This window comes from Flagellimonas maritima (assembly GCF_003269425.1).
GTDB lineage: Bacteria > Bacteroidota > Bacteroidia > Flavobacteriales > Flavobacteriaceae > Flagellimonas > Flagellimonas maritima.
Window position 1 is genome coordinate 2,595,810 of sequence record NZ_CP030104.1, and the last position, 15,603, is coordinate 2,611,412.

The following is a 15,603-nucleotide window of genomic DNA, read 5'->3' on the forward strand; positions in this document are numbered from 1 at the left end:
TTAGATGGTTAGCAAAAACCAAATTAAGCTAGTTAAGAGCTTACAGCAAAAAAAGTACCGAAGTCAACACGGGTTATTCGTTGTTGAAGGTGAAAAGGGGGTCGCCGAACTTTTGGAAGAAGGCATAAAACCTTTTAAAGTATTTGTAGAGCAGTCTAAGTTCTTGAAGAAATTTGACGGTGCCGAGCTCGTTCTCAATACAGAATTAAAGCAGATGAGCAGTTTAATAAATCCTAATGGGGTATTGGGAGTATTTCATATTCCCGATACTAAACCTTTAAAAACACATGATTGGTTACTTGCATTGGATTCTATCCGCGACCCCGGAAACCTTGGAACCATTATTAGGTTGTGCGATTGGTTCGGAATCAAAAATTTAATTTGCTCCATGGATACCGTAGACTGTTACAACCCAAAAGTGTTGCAGGCAACTATGGGCTCTATTGCCAGAATCAATGTGGTCTATTTGGATTTGACCGATTTCTTGGGGAAAACAAAACTTCCAATTTATGGAGCTTTTATGGACGGCGAATCAATTTACAACAATCAACTTCCTGAAAAAGGCATTTTAATAGTGGGAAATGAGGGAAATGGAATATCCGATGCTATCGAATTACTAATAAAAAAGCGCATTGCTATTCCACAGCATGGCAAAGTTACTACTGAGAGTCTTAACGTTGCAACGGCAACTGCAATTCTATTGAACGAAATAAGGAGGGGAGATATAGCCTCCACGAAAATCGGCAGTTCCGTTACTCGAAGGTAAAATTGATAAAGATTCCCCGGGTGCGCATGGCATTGATATTGCCTGTCCAAGGGCTATTGGGGTCATTATCAGGGACCAGTTCATTCGTAAGGGCAAAGACACCACGTATTGATGGTGAAAATTTGAAATATTCTGTGTAGATATCAATTCCGAAACCAAGTTCATAGCCATAAACATTCTGCTTCATTCTAAATTCACCACTGCTATTATCATCCAAGCTGTCCTCCTTGCTACCAAGATTTATTGATGTATACAATCCTCCGGTAACGTAGGGTTTCCAATTACCAAACCGTTTTGCACTTACTTTCAACAGTAATGGAAACCTTATATAAGTAGATTTTACCTCACGAATTGCATCGGCTTCCGAAGTAAATCCTGGAAAGCCCAAGTTTCTTCCAGTATAAAGTAGACCGGGCTCAAAACGAACATCCAAATATTCATTGATGCGCATTTCTCCTATCAACCCGACATTGAAACCAATACTTTTATCGACCAAGATATCCTGTCCGATATCATTTTTAAACTCAAACTGAAAATCGTATTGGTTAATACCTAGGTAATAGCCCCAATTTAATAATTTTAAATCTTCGCTTTGAAGGTTTAAAATAGGGTCTTTATTGAACTGAGCCATAGAATTTGGGCTAATGGCAAGTAGCAGGCCAAATAGAAGAAGGACGTTTTTCATCAAATTATTTTGTCGCGACATATATAGATGCCACCCCAAATGTTTGGGGCATGTTCTCTATACCTATAAACCCAATTTTGGATAAAATATTGTTGAATTCTTTGCCATGTGGAAAAACAGAAGCGGATTCGCTTAGATAATCGTACGCAGACCTGTCTTTTGAGAAAGCTCTGCCGATTCCCGTGAGGACGTATTTTGTATACAACTTATAGCCTTGCTTAAAAGGTGTTTTTGTGGGTACGGACGTTTCAAGGATGACCAGACTTCCTTCCGGTCTTAAAACCCTATAAATTTCTTGAAGCCCTTTTTCCAGGTTTTCAAAGTTACGTACCCCAAAAGCTACCGTTACCGCATCAAAAGTATTATCTTCAAAAAGAAGATTTTCGCTATCGCCCACAACCAAGGTTATGGTGTCTCCCAAACTTTTTTCAGAAATTTTGGCCTCGCCAACTTCCAGCATTCCAGGAGAAATATCCAGTCCTATAATTTTTTCCGCACCTGTATCGGTCATGGCAATGGCCAAATCTGCCGTTCCCGTGGCGATATCCAAAATGATCTTTGGATTTTTCTTTTTAAGAAGGCTAACGATGCGTTTCCTCCATTTTAAATCAATACCAAACGAAATGACCCTGTTCAATCCATCATAATTCTTAGAAATGGTATCGAACATCTGTCTTACTTGTTCCTTTTTCCCAAGCTCAGAATCTTTGTATGGTTTAACTTTTTCGGACATGTGGTCAATTTTTGGTAAATATACGATTTAGGTATATGGAAGATGAACAAAAATAATTGTGTAATTTTACCGCGCAATCAAGGAAAGCTTTTCCCTATTATGTTAGGTATCGTCTTTATGACTTTGGCATTGCGCCATTTTACTTTTTATAAAACACGAATTGAATTCAGTTAAGAACTTCTTATTTTAATCAATGAAGATTATAATTGCCGGAGCAGGTGAGGTAGGTTTTCATTTGGCAAAACTATTGTCCTATGAAGCCCAAGAAATAACATTGATAGATACAGACAAGGAAAGTTTATCCTATGCCGATAATCATCTGGATATTAGAGTGCTTAGAGGTGATGCCACATCCATTGAAGTTTTGCAGGATGCTCAGGTAGAGACCTCTGATCTTGTTATTGGGGTTACTGCTTCAGAGACTACGAATATTACACTTTGTTTTTTGGCAAAACAGCTGGGCAGCAAAAAAACCATAGCTAGAATATCCAATACTGAGTTTATAGATAACCGAGAGCTTGTAAAATTTGAGGATCTTGGCATAGATGAATTGATTTCTCCGGAAGAACTTGCCGCAACAGAAATACAGTTGTTGCTCAATCAATCCGCTTTTAATGACACCTACGAGTTTGAAGAAGGACTATTGACCATGATTGGCGTCTTTTTGCCAAAGTCGGCGCCATTTGTAGGTAAAATGGTAAAAGAGGCCGCGCGGATTTTTCCCGAACTTCACTTTATGCCAATTGCCTTGCAGCGCATGGGAACCCAATATACACTTATCCCAAGAGGTGATACCATATTCAAAGAAGGTGACCAAGTATACTTCATTACATCTGCAGAAGGTGTGGATGAACTGTACAAGCTTACCGGAATGGAAAGAAAGGACATCAAAAATGTTATGATTTTGGGAGGTAGTAAGGTAGGCTTTAAGACCGCTCGCGATCTTTGTGGTAAAAAATTCAATGTCAAGCTTATTGAAAAGAATAAAGAGAAAGCTTTTGACATAGCCGATGATTTACCTTATGCCTTGGTAATAAATGGAGATGGCAGAAATGTTGAATTACTGGATGAGGAAAGTTTGGAGTCAATGGATGCATTTATAGCGGTCACGGGAAATTCCGAAACCAACATTATGTCCTGTTTGGTAGCCAAGTCAAAAAACATAAAGAAAACCATAGCCCTTGTAGAGAATATGGACTACTTTCAGCTTTCACATTCAATAGGAGTGGATACACTGATAAATAAAAAACTTTTGGCTGCCAATAATATTTTTAGGTACATACGAAGGGGGGAGGTGCTGGCACTAACAAGGTTGAGCAATCTAAATGCGGAGATTTTGGAATTTGAAGTAAATGCAACTTCTTTGGTCAACGGAGAAATTATAAGGGAGTTGGATTTCCCTAGGGAAGCAAGTATTGGAGGTGTTATAAGGAACGGCAAGGGAATTATAGCATTGGGGGATTTTAAGATCATGAAAGGAGATAAGGTTGTGGTCTGTTGCCTGCCCAAAGCGATTCCACGTATAGAAAAGCTGTTTTTGTAATGAACCTGAATACCCGAATAATTGTCCACATCATGGGGCTATTGCTACTTTGCAATGGTTTTTTTATGCTCATCTCAGCTTTTGTAAGCGGAATTTACAAAGATGGCGCAACTTTAGACATTACTTTGGCAGCTATAGTGACCATGCTTGTAGGCGTAATGGCGATGTTTTACACGCGTGGGCATAAGAAGGAAGTCAAACGAAAAGAGGGGTATATAGTAGTCACCTTTGGATGGATTATAATGTCCATATCAGGAACATTGCCTTACCTGTTTTCAGGAGCTATACCTTCTGTTACCAACGCTTTTTTTGAAACCATATCCGGGTATACCACCACTGGTGCTTCCATTTTGGACGATATTGAGTCTTTGCCCAAAGGCATACTGTTTTGGCGAAGCCTTACCCACTGGATTGGTGGAATGGGGATTATAGTGCTTGCTATCGCCATCCTTCCACTCTTGGGCATAGGAGGTATGCAACTATTTTCTGCAGAAGCACCTGGACCAGGGGGTGACAAGCTCCACCCAAGGATTACGGATACCGCAAAAAGATTGTGGCTTATTTATTTTGGATATACGGTCACTGAAGCAATTTTATTGAAATTGGCAGGAATGTCCATTTTTGATGCAATGAACCATGCCTTGGCCACACTCTCAACAGGAGGTTTCTCCACAAAAAATGCAAGTCTGGCCTATTGGAACGATCAACCTTTGATACAATATATTATTATTCTCTTTATGTTTTTGGCCGGGAGCAATTTCGTATTGAGTTATTTTGCTTTTACAGGTAGAGTACAGCGAGTTTTAAAAGACGAGGAGTTTAAATACTATACAGGTTTTATTGTTCTATTTACAATTATAGCCGCCATTGTTGTTTATGTAAAGGCCAATGTACCCATTTCCGATTTTCATCCTATGGTTTATGGTGAGGTGGAAAGTTCTTTTAGACATGCACTTTTTCAAGTAATAGCGGTCATTACAACAACAGGATTTGTCACTGCAGATTTTACAGGTTGGACACCTTTCTTGACCATATTCTTTTTTGGTCTGATGTTTTTGGGGGGTTCGGCTGGATCAACCTCTGGGGGAATAAAAGTAATGCGTCACTTATTGATCATTAAGAACGGTATTCTAGAGTTTAAAAGAACTTTGCATACTAATGCAATTATTCCTGTGCGTTATAATAATAAAACAGTTACAGAGCATATCGTCTATAATATTATAGCATTTTTTGTACTCTATATGCTCCTTTTTATAATAGGTTCTCTCTTTTTAGGTTTTTTGGGCCTTGATTTTATCTCTGCCATTGGTGGTGCAGCTTCTTCATTGGGCAATGTAGGACCTGCCTTTGGAAGTTTGAACCCCGTCAGCAATTACAACAGTTTACCAAATGTTGGAAAATGGTGGTGCGGATTTTTGATGCTTTTGGGTAGATTGGAACTGTTCACTGTGCTAATAATTCTGACACCTTATTTTTGGAAGAAATTTTAAAAATAATACCCTTCAAAATTTAAGGATTTTGAAGGGTATTATTTTTCGGACAATCTAAACTAGTTTACAACTTCAGAAATTCTAGAAATAGCTTCCCTTAGTTCTTTTTCGGACGCAGCATATGATATTCGAATACAATTAGGATTGCCAAAAGCTTCACCCGTAACCGTCGCCACATTGGCATGTTCCAATAGATATAGTGCAAAATCCGAAGCATTGTCAATTTTAGTACCGTTCAAAGTTTTCCCAAAAAAGTCAGAGATGTCAGGAAAAACATAGAAAGCGCCTTCAGGAACATTTAATTTGAACCCTTTAATTTCACCTAAAAGCTCAAGAACCAAATCCCTTCGTTGATGAAATTCATCGATCATAAACTGAATCTTGCTTTTTGGAGCTTCCAGAGCAGCAATTACGGCCCGTTGCGCAATTGCATTGGCACCACTTGTTACTTGGCCTTGAAGTTTGGTACATCCCTTGGCAATCCATTCAGGAGCACCCATATAACCTATTCTCCAACCTGTCATGGCAAACGCTTTTGACACCCCATTGATAGTAATGGTTCTATCGTACATCCCTTCAACTCCTGCAATACTTACATGACCGCCCATAAAATTAATATGCTCGTAGATTTCATCTGAAACCACAAAAATATTGGGATATTTTTTCAAAACTTCTGCTAAACCTTTTAATTCGGTTTCGCTGTAAACAGAGCCACTGGGATTGCAAGGAGAACTGAACCATACCATTTTTGTTTTTGGTGTGATTGCGGCTTCAAGTTGTTCAGGAGTCATTTTAAAATCAGTATCAATGCTAGTGGTAACCTCAACTGGAACGGCTTCGGCCAATTTTACGATATCACTATAGCTAACCCAATATGGTGCAGGAAGGACGACTTCATCTCCAGGGTTCAAAACAACCATAGCGACATTGAAGAGCGACTGTTTGGCACCCGTAGAGACTACAATTTGACTTGTGGTATAGTCCAGATCATTGTCCCGCTTAAATTTTTTCGAAATAGCCTTTTTTAAATCTGCGTAACCGTCTACGGGAGTATAGCTACTGTAGTTTTCGTCAATGGCTTTTTTTGCGGCTTCCTTTATAAAATCGGGAATGTTAAAATCGGGTTCTCCCAAACTTAACCCTATAATATCTTTCCCTTCCTTTCTTAGTTCTCTTGCTTTTGCGGCCATAGCCAACGTGGCCGACGTGGACATTTTCTGAATCCTGTCAGATAGGTGATTACTCATTGATTGTGCTATTTTACTGGTACTGAAGTGCTGGATTCTTACCTAACTCCTTCAGATGTTTGAAGTGCGAAATTATCGCTTTTCTCGTAGTTTTATATTCGTTGTAAGGCAGATTAAACTCTTTGGCGGTCTGTTTCACAATTTTGGATATTTTTGTGTAGTGAACGTGACTGATGTTAGGGAATATATGATGCTCTACTTGGTGATTCAAGCCACCCGTAAACCAATTCACAATTCTATTTTTAGTCCCAAAATTAACGGTAGTTACCAGTTGGTGGATTGCCCAAGTGTTTTTCATGGTCCCGTTTTCATCCGGTAATGGAGTATCTGCATGGTCGACGATGTGTGCCAACTGAAAAACAACGCTTAATATTACCCCTGCTACATAGTGCATTATAAAAAACCCGAGCAATACCTGCCACCAAGCAATGTCAACGAAAATTAAAGGCAATACGATCCAGATTGTAATATAAATCAGTTTGGTGATTACCAATGTACTCCAGTTGATTATAGGGCTGGGACGTTTTCCATAGGATAACTTTCTTTTCATGTACCTGTACATTTGCTGAAAATCAGTTGTAATGGCCCAATTAAAAGTCAATAGTCCATAAAGAAAAACAGAATAAAAATGTTGAAATTTATGGTGTTTTTGCCATTCTGCATGTTTTGAAAAACGAAGTATCCTACCTGCTTCCATATCCTCGTCATGCTCGTGGATGTTGGTGTAGGTGTGGTGCAGGACATTATGCTGTACCTGCCAATTGTAAACATTGCCTGCCAATATATAAATACTGCCCCCCATTAATTTGTTCACCCATTTTTTATTGGAATATGAACCATGGTTGCCATCATGCATCACATTCATTCCGACACCTGCCATACCTACACCCATAGTGATGGACAATAAAAGGTAGGCCCAAAAAGGTAGGTTCAATGTCAATATTAAAAAGTAGGGAGTCAAAAAAACGGCGAACATCACTATAGTTTTAAGATGAAGTTTCCAATTCCCGGTTTTTTTTATTTCATTCTCACTAAAATATTGATTTACTCTTTTATTGAGCGTTCTAAAAAAGTTCGCTGAATCTTTTCTTGAAAATCGGATGGTATCCTTATCCATATACTATTTTTTACAAAGGTAGTTAAATTGATCCTCCAAGTAGTCTCCTTAATGTGAAAACGGCGTTAAGGTAATTAAAAGTATTAATTTTGGCTAAATTAACAGGATTGGTCATGAACATAGATTTAATCTTCAACTATTTTACGAGCCTCACCAATGTACAAAGACAACATTTTCTTGCCTTGGAGATGCTCTACCAAGATTGGAACAAGAAGATAAATGTGGTCTCGAGAAAAGATATTGATGAACTGTATCTGCGCCATGTGCTGCATTCCTTGGGAATTGCAAAGATTCAACAGTTCAACGAGGGCTCCAAAATTTTGGATGTGGGAACCGGAGGAGGATTTCCAGGAATTCCATTGGCCATATTATTTCCCGATACCCACTTTATGTTGGTAGATGCCATAGGAAAAAAAATAAAAGTTGTTCAAGAAGTAATTGATGGAACAAAATTAAAAAATGTAACCGCCGTTCACTCCAGAGTTGAAGATATTGAAGGTCAATTTGATTTTATAGTCAGTAGAGCGGTTGCCGCTATGCCCACTTTTGTACATTGGACAAAAGGAAAGATAAAAAAAGTGTCTTCCCATGAGCGGAAAAATGGTATTCTATATCTGAAAGGTGGGGATTTAAGCGAAGAATTAAAAGACTATAGAACTGTGCAGGTTTTTGAACTGAGCGAGTATTTTAAGGAAGAATTCTTTGAAACCAAAAAGGTGGTATACTTGCCCTTAAAATAAGGGCAAGTGCATATTACCACCAAAACTAACTCAACTTATTTTATAGACCACACAGCATAACCATTGGCAGGAGCCTTTAGGGTTACCGCTCCACTGGAATCTGTAGCCACCGAGGAAGCGATGCTTCCCGTGTAATCGTGTAAATTATTTTCGGTCCAGTGTGTGGTTACTTGTCTGTTCAGTTCAAGTCCATTTGTATTAATGTACAATACCAGCCCTGGATTATCGCCATCCCCTTTTCTTGCTGCGATGTACTCATCTTCATCAGCAAACAACACTTCCAATTCACCTGATGCGATGGTTCTATTGATGAGGATAAGTTGATTCAATTTTTCCTTGAACTCCTCATTTTCATAGTCCAGATAGAAAATAGTGGGATATCCCGGATGTGTCAATATATAGGAATATGCAAAAAGCTTGTATTCCTCTTCTATGACAGGTTCTCTATCCGTATCATGATTTGCTACAAACGTAACGGCATCTGCTGGATTGGTTTTCCATAGCATGTCCCCATTTTGCAAAATGGTCAAATTGTTCTGCTGAAAGGCATCCCGCATTTGGAAAAGACATGGAAAATCGAAAGCGTTCACGCCTGCGGCAGCCACCCAGTCCCTCACTAAATTTGCGTTGCCATCAAAGAATTCACCTACGGACCATCCACCTACTTCATCGACCCATGCATCAACATATTCTGGACTAAAGCTTTTTACATAGTCAAAACGCCAACCGTCAAAACCAACGGTATTCTTGTAATACTTTGCCACGGAATTATCAAACTTCCATAGCCAGTTCTGTACATTGTCCTGTAAATGACATAAATCCTGCTCTTCAAAGAAAAGTGCTTCTTCATCGTTGTTGTGAATGCTATTGGGATGGTAATCCTCAAAGTTTCTGTTGAACATTCCAGAGGCATTTCCATTCATTTCATTAAATAAAGTGAAAGTATCCTTGTCGCGGTAAGGATTATATTCAAGACCACCTCCACTATTATGACCCATAACGATATCTGCAATCACCTCTATGTCGTTTTCATGCGCTTTGGCGATTAGATTATCCAATTCTTCACGTGAACCAAAACGAGTCTCGGTGGTGCCCTGTTGAAAATATTCTCCCAAGTCATAATAGTCTGAGGGGTCGTAACCCATGGAAAATCCTCCTGATTGTCCTTTGGAAACAGGGGGCAGCCAAATTCTGTCTATCCCGACTGATGCCCATTCATCTGTTTTATCGGCAATAAGGTCCCACCAATCAAAACGTGGTTCAACATCCCAGTAAAAAGCCTGCATCATTACACCGTTTCCATTTAGAAAATTGGTCAAGTCTTGGCCTTCCGATACCTGACCATCTCCGTTTGTTAATGCTTCTTCGACCAAACCACTGGGTTGATTGAAGGCATCGGAACATGAAGCCAATAATACGCAGCCTGAGATTAGAATTACTTTATGAAAAAAGTTTGCCTGTGATTCAAAAAAAGAATTTATCGATTTTTTCATTGTAATTTTAATTTGGTGTTACTGAATAAGTATATTGTCTTGAATTACTTAAATCCAACACTATTCTATAACTTCCTCCGGCATCAATACTAAGGTTTCCGCCTCCAAAATCCATAGAACCATCGCCATTGTCATCGCCACCAAGGTTCAAATCCCAAGCATCATTGGCCCTAAATTTGAATTCTCCAGCAGTCAAGTTTACATCTATGGACCAAGTTTTTGTATCTGGGTCGTAGGTCATGTCTTGATCTGCGGAACCTTCTGGATCATTATCATCTGGCCATCCATTCGGTGTTGCTTCTCCTGTTACGGCCCAAGACGTTTTGTCAAGGGAATACGTTAGGGTTTCTGAGTTCATACGGATTAAATAATATCCTCCTGTTCCATCAGGTGTTCCACAATTTACCTCATCTTCTTGTTCAATGGTTCCAGAGAACGAACCATCTGAATCCCCAGTGTCGCCATAATCTCCATCAAAACTTTCGTTTGTTGGCAAGAACTTATATTGTGAGCCATCATCTGCCATAAAAACAAACCCTTCAAAACTTACGTCGTCTTCTTCAGTTGCCAAAATCTGCACTGCATCGGCCGGAGTCCAATCATTTCCATATCCACTTGCAGCCAAAAAGCTTCCTACTACGAAAAAGTCTTCCAATGGTGCTGGTTCACTTGCTTCAAAAGGAACAACACTGAAAGTAATAACGTCAGATTCCATGGTAAGGCTTCCCAAAGAGGCTATAACCTTTGCTTCCATTTGTGCCGGTATTATATTATCGTTTTCGTCCCGCATTACAGTTTGGTTAAAAATATCCGGGTCTATCAATAAGTTATTAAACTCATTTACCGTGAGAGAGACAAATGTATTACTGGTGGTACCGAAACTATGTGCTGTGGCAAATTCGTTTCCTGCCATCCCCATTAAAAGTTCATAGTTCTCCACGGTGGTAACATCAAAATCTGCCGGGGACCATGTAAAAGTTACGGCAACATTACTTGATGTTGCTTCTGTCAATACTACCGTACTCCCATTCAGCTCGGAAGATATTGATGGTGCCGCTACTACGGATGCTATTGTTACTGGATCTTCATCATCGCAACCAATGATGGAAAAAACTAAAATTAGTGTCAAAAATTTTACTAAATATTTCATCTTCAAAAACAATTTTTAGGATTAATAATCTGGATTTTGGTCTAAGTTGGGGTTTGCGTTTAAGTCTCCCGCCGGTATTGGAAAAATATCAAAGTGCGCTGGTATGGACGTACCATTTTCCAATCCACCTTTCCAGTCCCATAAATAGGTGTTCCCGGTGTATTGTCCAAAACGGACCAAGTCTGTTCTTCGGTAGCCTTCCCAACCGAGTTCCCTGCCTCTTTCGTCAAGTATAAATTGAAGGTCCAAGGAAGCTACATTTCCTGAAGCATCTCCGTATGCTCGCTGTCTTATTGCATTTACATAACCTAAAGCAGTCCCTTCATCTCCCCCTCCATTTCTTAAAAATGCTTCGGCGTACATCAAGTAAACATCGGCAAGTCGAAATAATGGAAGATCTATATCGGGATAACTGTTGTCCTGTCCAGGAACTCCGTCAGAAGTAAGATTTCTGAATTTTGTATACCCAAATCCTTCTTGGAAATCACTTCCTGTAGGAGGCGAAGTTAGTTCAAGTGAATGCCCGTCTTTGAAGAAAAAAGAAGCTCTAATATCTGGGCTATCTTGAAAAGGGTCATCGTTAGGGAACTCAAATAGACGGACAAAATTTTCTTTACACGTAAGTCCGGCAAATCCACCTGTATTTGCGCCAAAATCACCTGAAGAATTAATATTTGCGTCCAAAGTGCCGTTTACCATAATAAACATATACCCAAAGGATTGTGTTTCTACACCGTCGTGGGTAACAGGAAAAATAATTCCTTCAGCCGTATTGTTGTCTGCTAAAAAAAGTTCATTATAATTGGGCTCTAATGTATACCCAGCTGCGATTATCCTTTCACAAAAATTGATACAATCACTATATCTATTTTCTCCAATATACACTTCTGCATTTAGGTACAACCTGGCCAACAACGTCCATGCCGCTGCTTGATCGGCCCTTCCATAATCGTTTTGGGTTGCCGGCACCAAAAGGTCGGCAATTTCAATCAGTTCAGATTCTATATAATTGAATAAATCTACAGCGTTTGTCTGTTCCGGAAAGAACGCTCCCGGTAAATCCTCTTCGGTTACGAAAGGGATGTTGCCACCAAAAAGTTCCAATCCATGGTAATAGCTCAAAGCTCTGAGAAAGCGGGCTTCCGCTCTGTAAAATGCTATATCGGTTTGGATGTCCGCAGGAACATTTCTACCATCCAAAACTGATTGTTCTGTCTGTCTTAAAAATTCATTTGCCTGTGTAACCTGAAAAATCAATCGGTTATAGACCACGGAAATTACATCATTGTCCGCAGTCCATTCATTTACTAAAAGTTCCGCAAGACCAGCATCATCATACCGCCACTTTACTGCATCAGCTGTAACTTCGTTCAAATAAAAGTAGGTACGCATGTATTGCGAATTTCCTTCATCAAAACCTATCAAATCTCCTTGTCCAGATGGTCCTTGTTGGCCTGTTACGGATAATCCTGCATAGATTTTGGACAGGAACTGTAAATAGCTCTGTGGGTCATCAAAGGCATTTTCAGAATTGATGTTAATGGTGTCAATATCATCTAAATCATCAGTACAACCATTTATAAAGGCACTCATGATGAGGATAAAAAATAATTGATATATGTTACTAATTTTCATGATTTTCTTTTTTTATTAAAAGTCCAACGATAAACCTACTTGTACTGTAAAGGGTCTTGGGTAGATGTTGTTATCTATACCATTTGTAATTTCTGGGTCAAGTCCATCATAGTCGGTTATAACAAAAACGTTCTGAAGGGTACTGAATATTCGCATTCTAGTATTCTCCTTCCACAGTTTATCTACTGTGTAGCCGAGTGTCATATTGTCCATTCGTATAAATGAAGCATCTCTTACATAGTAATCGGAAAAGGTAATTTCGTCTCTGGTTCCTTCAAAATTGGAGCGCAAGACCGAAGTTGCCACGTTTCTCAAATCTTGTCCTATATTAAGGTTTCGATAATTCCCCCTATTTAGGTCGATACCATTATAGTTATAATTTCCATAATTGGCCCGTGCAGAGAAGCTGAAATCCCATTCTTTGTAATTGAACCTACTGTTCAATCCCAAAGTGACCAATGGAGCAGCTTGTTTATAGGCCCTCCTGTCCAAATCGTTGATCTGTCCGTCATTGTTTAAATCCCTCACGACTCCTTCCAACGGAACTCCATTCTCATCGTATACTTGTTCAAAAACAAAGTAACTTCTAGTAGGTTGGCCAACAATATGCCATTGCGCACCATCATCTCCACCAATTCCGATAAGCGATGTGCCTGAAACGGGTATACCTGTTCCTGGTTCGTTCCCGGTTTGGAACAAGCGGTCGACTTCATTTTCATTGTATGCAAAATTAAACCCTAAATTCCAAGAGAAATCCTCGTTCTTAAATACTGCGGCATCCAAAAAGAATTCCACACCCTTGTTGGTAAGGCTTCCTATGTTTGTTGGTAGACGGTTTGTTAGGTTACTACCTGCTGCAACATTAACAGTACTTAATAAATCTTCTGTTTCCCTATAGTACAGTTCAAGGGCACCACTGATTCGGTTATTGAAGAGGCCATAATCCAAACCAATATTATAGGTGGTTGTCTCTTCCCATTTAATATTGGCATCAAATGGTTGCGCACGTAAAGTTGTTACAAAACCACCCAATTGCCCTGAAGCTCCATTTTGACTTGGTGAGAACTGTGGAAGGAAAGGTTGTGTATCCGTTCCTTGCAATACATCTTGTTGACCTGTGATACCCCAGCCCAATCTCAATTTTAGATTGGAGAGTGTTTCGGAATCTTTTAGGAAATTCTCATCACTGATGTTCCAAGCGAATGCCGCAGCGGGAAAATTACCCCAGCGATTATCTCCTCCAAATCTTGAAGAACCATCCCTTCGGTATGTTAACGTAAGTAGATACTTATCGTTAAATGCATAATTAAAACGACCAAAAAAGGATTGAATATTGCTCTCAAGGATGGTTTTTATAACCAAAGGTCCACCAACACCATCACCTCTTAAGTCCACACTCATACGGTCCTCATAAAAGTTTTGGTAGGAATAACCTGCGGTAAAATCCAAACGAGAATTGATTTTATCAAGATCCTTGTCATACTTAAAATAGATGTCCATCAGTTTGTTTTCCTCATCTTGTTCAAAATTTCGTGTTCTACCACCTTCCAGCAATTGTGAGGATATGGTTGGAGGTTGAAAATCTGTACCATCACCAATTGATTTGTCTATACCTAAATTTAGCGTAGCTGTAATATCAGGGAAGAAATGCAAGTTGTAATCGAATTTTGCGTTTCCCACAAATCTTCTTGCAATGGCTTGGTTGTCCCTAAGTGTTAATTGTGCAACAGGATTTGTAACTGTATTTGTTGTTGCAGATCCATTTTCCTCATAATAATCAAAAAGTCCCGCAGGCAATGTTGGATCAAAAACCGGCTGTGTGGGGTCAAATTCCAATGCACTGCCTATAGCTCCTGTCTCTGCGAAGTTGTTCTCAGTATAAGCTCCCCTGGCATTCAATTCTATCTTTAGTTTATCATCAAAAAGACGGGGGGTAATATTTAAAGATGCCGTTGTTCGTTCAAGTGCCTCTGTCCTTAGGATACCATCCTGCTGTGTATATCCTACGGAGGCCCTGAACGGAATTCCCATAATGCCACCTGATACACTAAAATTGGTATCTGTACCTAAGGCCGTTTCAAATATTTGTTCTTGCCAGTTGGTGTCGGCAGAACCTAAATCTGATACTCGATTGGGAAAACGGTCCGCTATGATTTCACGATAATCCGATGCACTGAATACTCCTATTGTATTGCTCAATGTATTTACCGAGGCCGAAGTGTTCAAAGAAAACTTGAGCTCGCCTGTTTTTCCTTTTTTGGTAGTGATAATGATAACACCGTTTGATGCCCTTGACCCATAGATTGCTGTTGCCGAAGCATCTTTTAGAATAGAGAAAGAAGAGATGTCGTTCGGATTAACAAAATCAAAAACGTTTCTGGAACCTGAATTTCTTTGTTCGTCCAATCCTGGGCTATCCAATGGAACGCCGTCGATAATAATCAGGGGATCGTTGCTGGCATCCAAAGAGGAACCTCCCCTAATTCGTATCTGGCTACCGCTACCGGGGGCGCCACCGTTTGTCGTAATGTTCACACCTGCAGCTTTACCTATCAATAAATCTTGGGGCGAAGCGATAAAACCTTGGTTCAATTCTTCCTCGGTCACACCGACCACGGCACCTGTTGCGTCTTTTTTGGTCGTAGTACCATAACCGATAACCACTATTTCATCCAACATTTGTGTATCTTCCGAAAGGGCGGCGTCCAATGTTGGTCCATCTACGGTCAGTTCCAGAACACTGAAGCCGACATAAGAAAATTGCAAAATATCACCGGTATTGGCGGTAATCTGATAAAGTCCATCAAAATCTGTCGTAGTACCTGTGGATGTTCCTTTTATAACGACACTTGCTCCTGGTAAGGGCAGTCCCGTAGTTTGGTCGATTACCGTACCGGAAACGGAAATTTGTGCCAAAATCCCAATGGGAAAACCAAATAAGAGTACTAGAAGAAACTTTTGTAGTATTTTCATAGAATCTTTGAGTTGTAGTTTATAATTTTTG

General features: G+C 39.6%; 12 protein-coding genes. 4 read left to right on the forward strand and 8 right to left on the reverse strand.

Going from position 1 to position 15,603, the window contains the following annotated elements:
- The first annotated feature begins 4 nt into the window (after positions 1 to 4).
- A complete protein-coding gene (locus HME9304_RS11455) occupies positions 5 to 766 on the forward strand; it encodes a TrmH family RNA methyltransferase (RefSeq protein ID WP_112378730.1) in 762 nt (253 codons plus the stop codon).
- Here HME9304_RS11455 and porT read toward each other — a convergent pair.
- Together porT and ubiE are read right to left on the reverse strand one after the other, a co-directional pair.
- Complete coding sequence (gene porT, locus HME9304_RS11460; protein WP_112379802.1) at positions 753 to 1,451, reverse strand: type IX secretion/gliding motility protein PorT/SprT; 699 nt, start codon at positions 1,449 to 1,451, stop codon at positions 753 to 755. The two genes, HME9304_RS11455 and porT, sit on opposite strands and share 14 nt — an antisense overlap.
- Positions 1,452 to 1,455: 4 nt before the next feature.
- On the reverse strand, positions 1,456 to 2,184 hold the full coding sequence (ubiE, locus tag HME9304_RS11465; RefSeq protein WP_112378731.1) for a bifunctional demethylmenaquinone methyltransferase/2-methoxy-6-polyprenyl-1,4-benzoquinol methylase UbiE: 729 nt from the start codon (positions 2,182 to 2,184) through the stop codon (positions 1,456 to 1,458).
- A 193-nt stretch (positions 2,185 to 2,377) separates the two neighbouring features.
- Here ubiE and trkA point away from each other — a divergent pair, with 193 nt between their 5' ends.
- Positions 2,378 to 3,727 carry a Trk system potassium transporter TrkA gene (trkA, locus tag HME9304_RS11470; RefSeq protein WP_112378732.1) on the forward strand — a complete coding sequence of 450 codons (1,350 nt, stop codon included), beginning with the start codon at positions 2,378 to 2,380 and terminating at the stop codon, positions 3,725 to 3,727.
- Positions 3,727 to 5,217 carry a TrkH family potassium uptake protein gene (locus HME9304_RS11475; protein ID WP_112378733.1) on the forward strand — a complete coding sequence of 497 codons (1,491 nt, stop codon included), beginning with the start codon at positions 3,727 to 3,729 and terminating at the stop codon, positions 5,215 to 5,217. The genes trkA and HME9304_RS11475 overlap by 1 nt, the downstream gene beginning before the upstream one ends.
- A gap of 59 nt (positions 5,218 to 5,276) precedes the next feature.
- On the opposite strand, the gene HME9304_RS11480 is transcribed toward HME9304_RS11475, so the two are convergent.
- Both HME9304_RS11480 and HME9304_RS11485 read right to left on the reverse strand, forming a co-directional pair.
- Positions 5,277 to 6,464 carry a pyridoxal phosphate-dependent aminotransferase gene (locus HME9304_RS11480; protein WP_112378734.1) on the reverse strand — a complete coding sequence of 396 codons (1,188 nt, stop codon included), beginning with the start codon at positions 6,462 to 6,464 and terminating at the stop codon, positions 5,277 to 5,279.
- 13 nt (positions 6,465 to 6,477) lie between these two features.
- A complete protein-coding gene (locus HME9304_RS11485; protein WP_112378735.1) occupies positions 6,478 to 7,581 on the reverse strand; it encodes a fatty acid desaturase family protein in 1,104 nt (367 codons plus the stop codon).
- Positions 7,582 to 7,694: 113 nt separating this feature from the next.
- On the opposite strand from HME9304_RS11485, the gene rsmG reads away from it, so the two are divergent.
- Complete coding sequence (gene rsmG / locus HME9304_RS11490; RefSeq protein ID WP_112378736.1) at positions 7,695 to 8,321, forward strand: 16S rRNA (guanine(527)-N(7))-methyltransferase RsmG; 627 nt, start codon at positions 7,695 to 7,697, stop codon at positions 8,319 to 8,321.
- A 35-nt stretch (positions 8,322 to 8,356) separates the two neighbouring features.
- On the opposite strand, the gene HME9304_RS11495 is transcribed toward rsmG, so the two are convergent.
- Genes HME9304_RS11495 through HME9304_RS11510 form a run of 4 tightly spaced genes read right to left on the reverse strand, consistent with a single transcriptional unit; the run spans position 8,357 to position 15,572 of the window.
- The gene (locus HME9304_RS11495; protein ID WP_112378737.1) at positions 8,357 to 9,814 is read right to left on the reverse strand and encodes an alpha-amylase; all 1,458 of its coding nucleotides are present in this window, start codon (positions 9,812 to 9,814) and stop codon (positions 8,357 to 8,359) included.
- Positions 9,815 to 9,821: 7 nt separating this feature from the next.
- Positions 9,822 to 10,964: a SusE domain-containing protein gene (locus HME9304_RS11500; protein ID WP_112378738.1), complete on the reverse strand. Its 1,143-nt coding sequence runs from the start codon at positions 10,962 to 10,964 to the stop codon at positions 9,822 to 9,824.
- Positions 10,965 to 10,985: 21 nt separating this feature from the next.
- A complete protein-coding gene (locus HME9304_RS11505; RefSeq protein ID WP_112378739.1) occupies positions 10,986 to 12,599 on the reverse strand; it encodes a RagB/SusD family nutrient uptake outer membrane protein in 1,614 nt (537 codons plus the stop codon).
- A gap of 15 nt (positions 12,600 to 12,614) precedes the next feature.
- Positions 12,615 to 15,572: a SusC/RagA family TonB-linked outer membrane protein gene (locus tag HME9304_RS11510; RefSeq protein ID WP_112378740.1), complete on the reverse strand. Its 2,958-nt coding sequence runs from the start codon at positions 15,570 to 15,572 to the stop codon at positions 12,615 to 12,617.
- Between the last annotated feature and the right edge of the window lie 31 nt (positions 15,573 to 15,603).

Bases quoted from the DNA above. Each gene is read 5' to 3' on its own strand.
- HME9304_RS11455 (WP_112378730.1), top strand. From the start codon at position 5: ATGGTTAGCAAAAACCAAATTAAGCTAGTTAAGAGCTTACAGCAAAAA.
- porT (WP_112379802.1), bottom strand. From the start codon at position 1,451: ATGAAAAACGTCCTTCTTCTATTTGGCCTGCTACTTGCCATTAGCCCA.
- ubiE (WP_112378731.1), bottom strand. From the start codon at position 2,184: ATGTCCGAAAAAGTTAAACCATACAAAGATTCTGAGCTTGGGAAAAAG.
- trkA (WP_112378732.1), top strand. From the start codon at position 2,378: ATGAAGATTATAATTGCCGGAGCAGGTGAGGTAGGTTTTCATTTGGCA.
- HME9304_RS11475 (WP_112378733.1), top strand. From the start codon at position 3,727: ATGAACCTGAATACCCGAATAATTGTCCACATCATGGGGCTATTGCTA.
- HME9304_RS11480 (WP_112378734.1), bottom strand. From the start codon at position 6,464: ATGAGTAATCACCTATCTGACAGGATTCAGAAAATGTCCACGTCGGCC.
- HME9304_RS11485 (WP_112378735.1), bottom strand. From the start codon at position 7,581: ATGGATAAGGATACCATCCGATTTTCAAGAAAAGATTCAGCGAACTTT.
- rsmG (WP_112378736.1), top strand. From the start codon at position 7,695: ATGAACATAGATTTAATCTTCAACTATTTTACGAGCCTCACCAATGTA.
- HME9304_RS11495 (WP_112378737.1), bottom strand. From the start codon at position 9,814: ATGAAAAAATCGATAAATTCTTTTTTTGAATCACAGGCAAACTTTTTT.
- HME9304_RS11500 (WP_112378738.1), bottom strand. From the start codon at position 10,964: ATGAAATATTTAGTAAAATTTTTGACACTAATTTTAGTTTTTTCCATC.
- HME9304_RS11505 (WP_112378739.1), bottom strand. From the start codon at position 12,599: ATGAAAATTAGTAACATATATCAATTATTTTTTATCCTCATCATGAGT.
- HME9304_RS11510 (WP_112378740.1), bottom strand. From the start codon at position 15,572: ATGAAAATACTACAAAAGTTTCTTCTAGTACTCTTATTTGGTTTTCCC.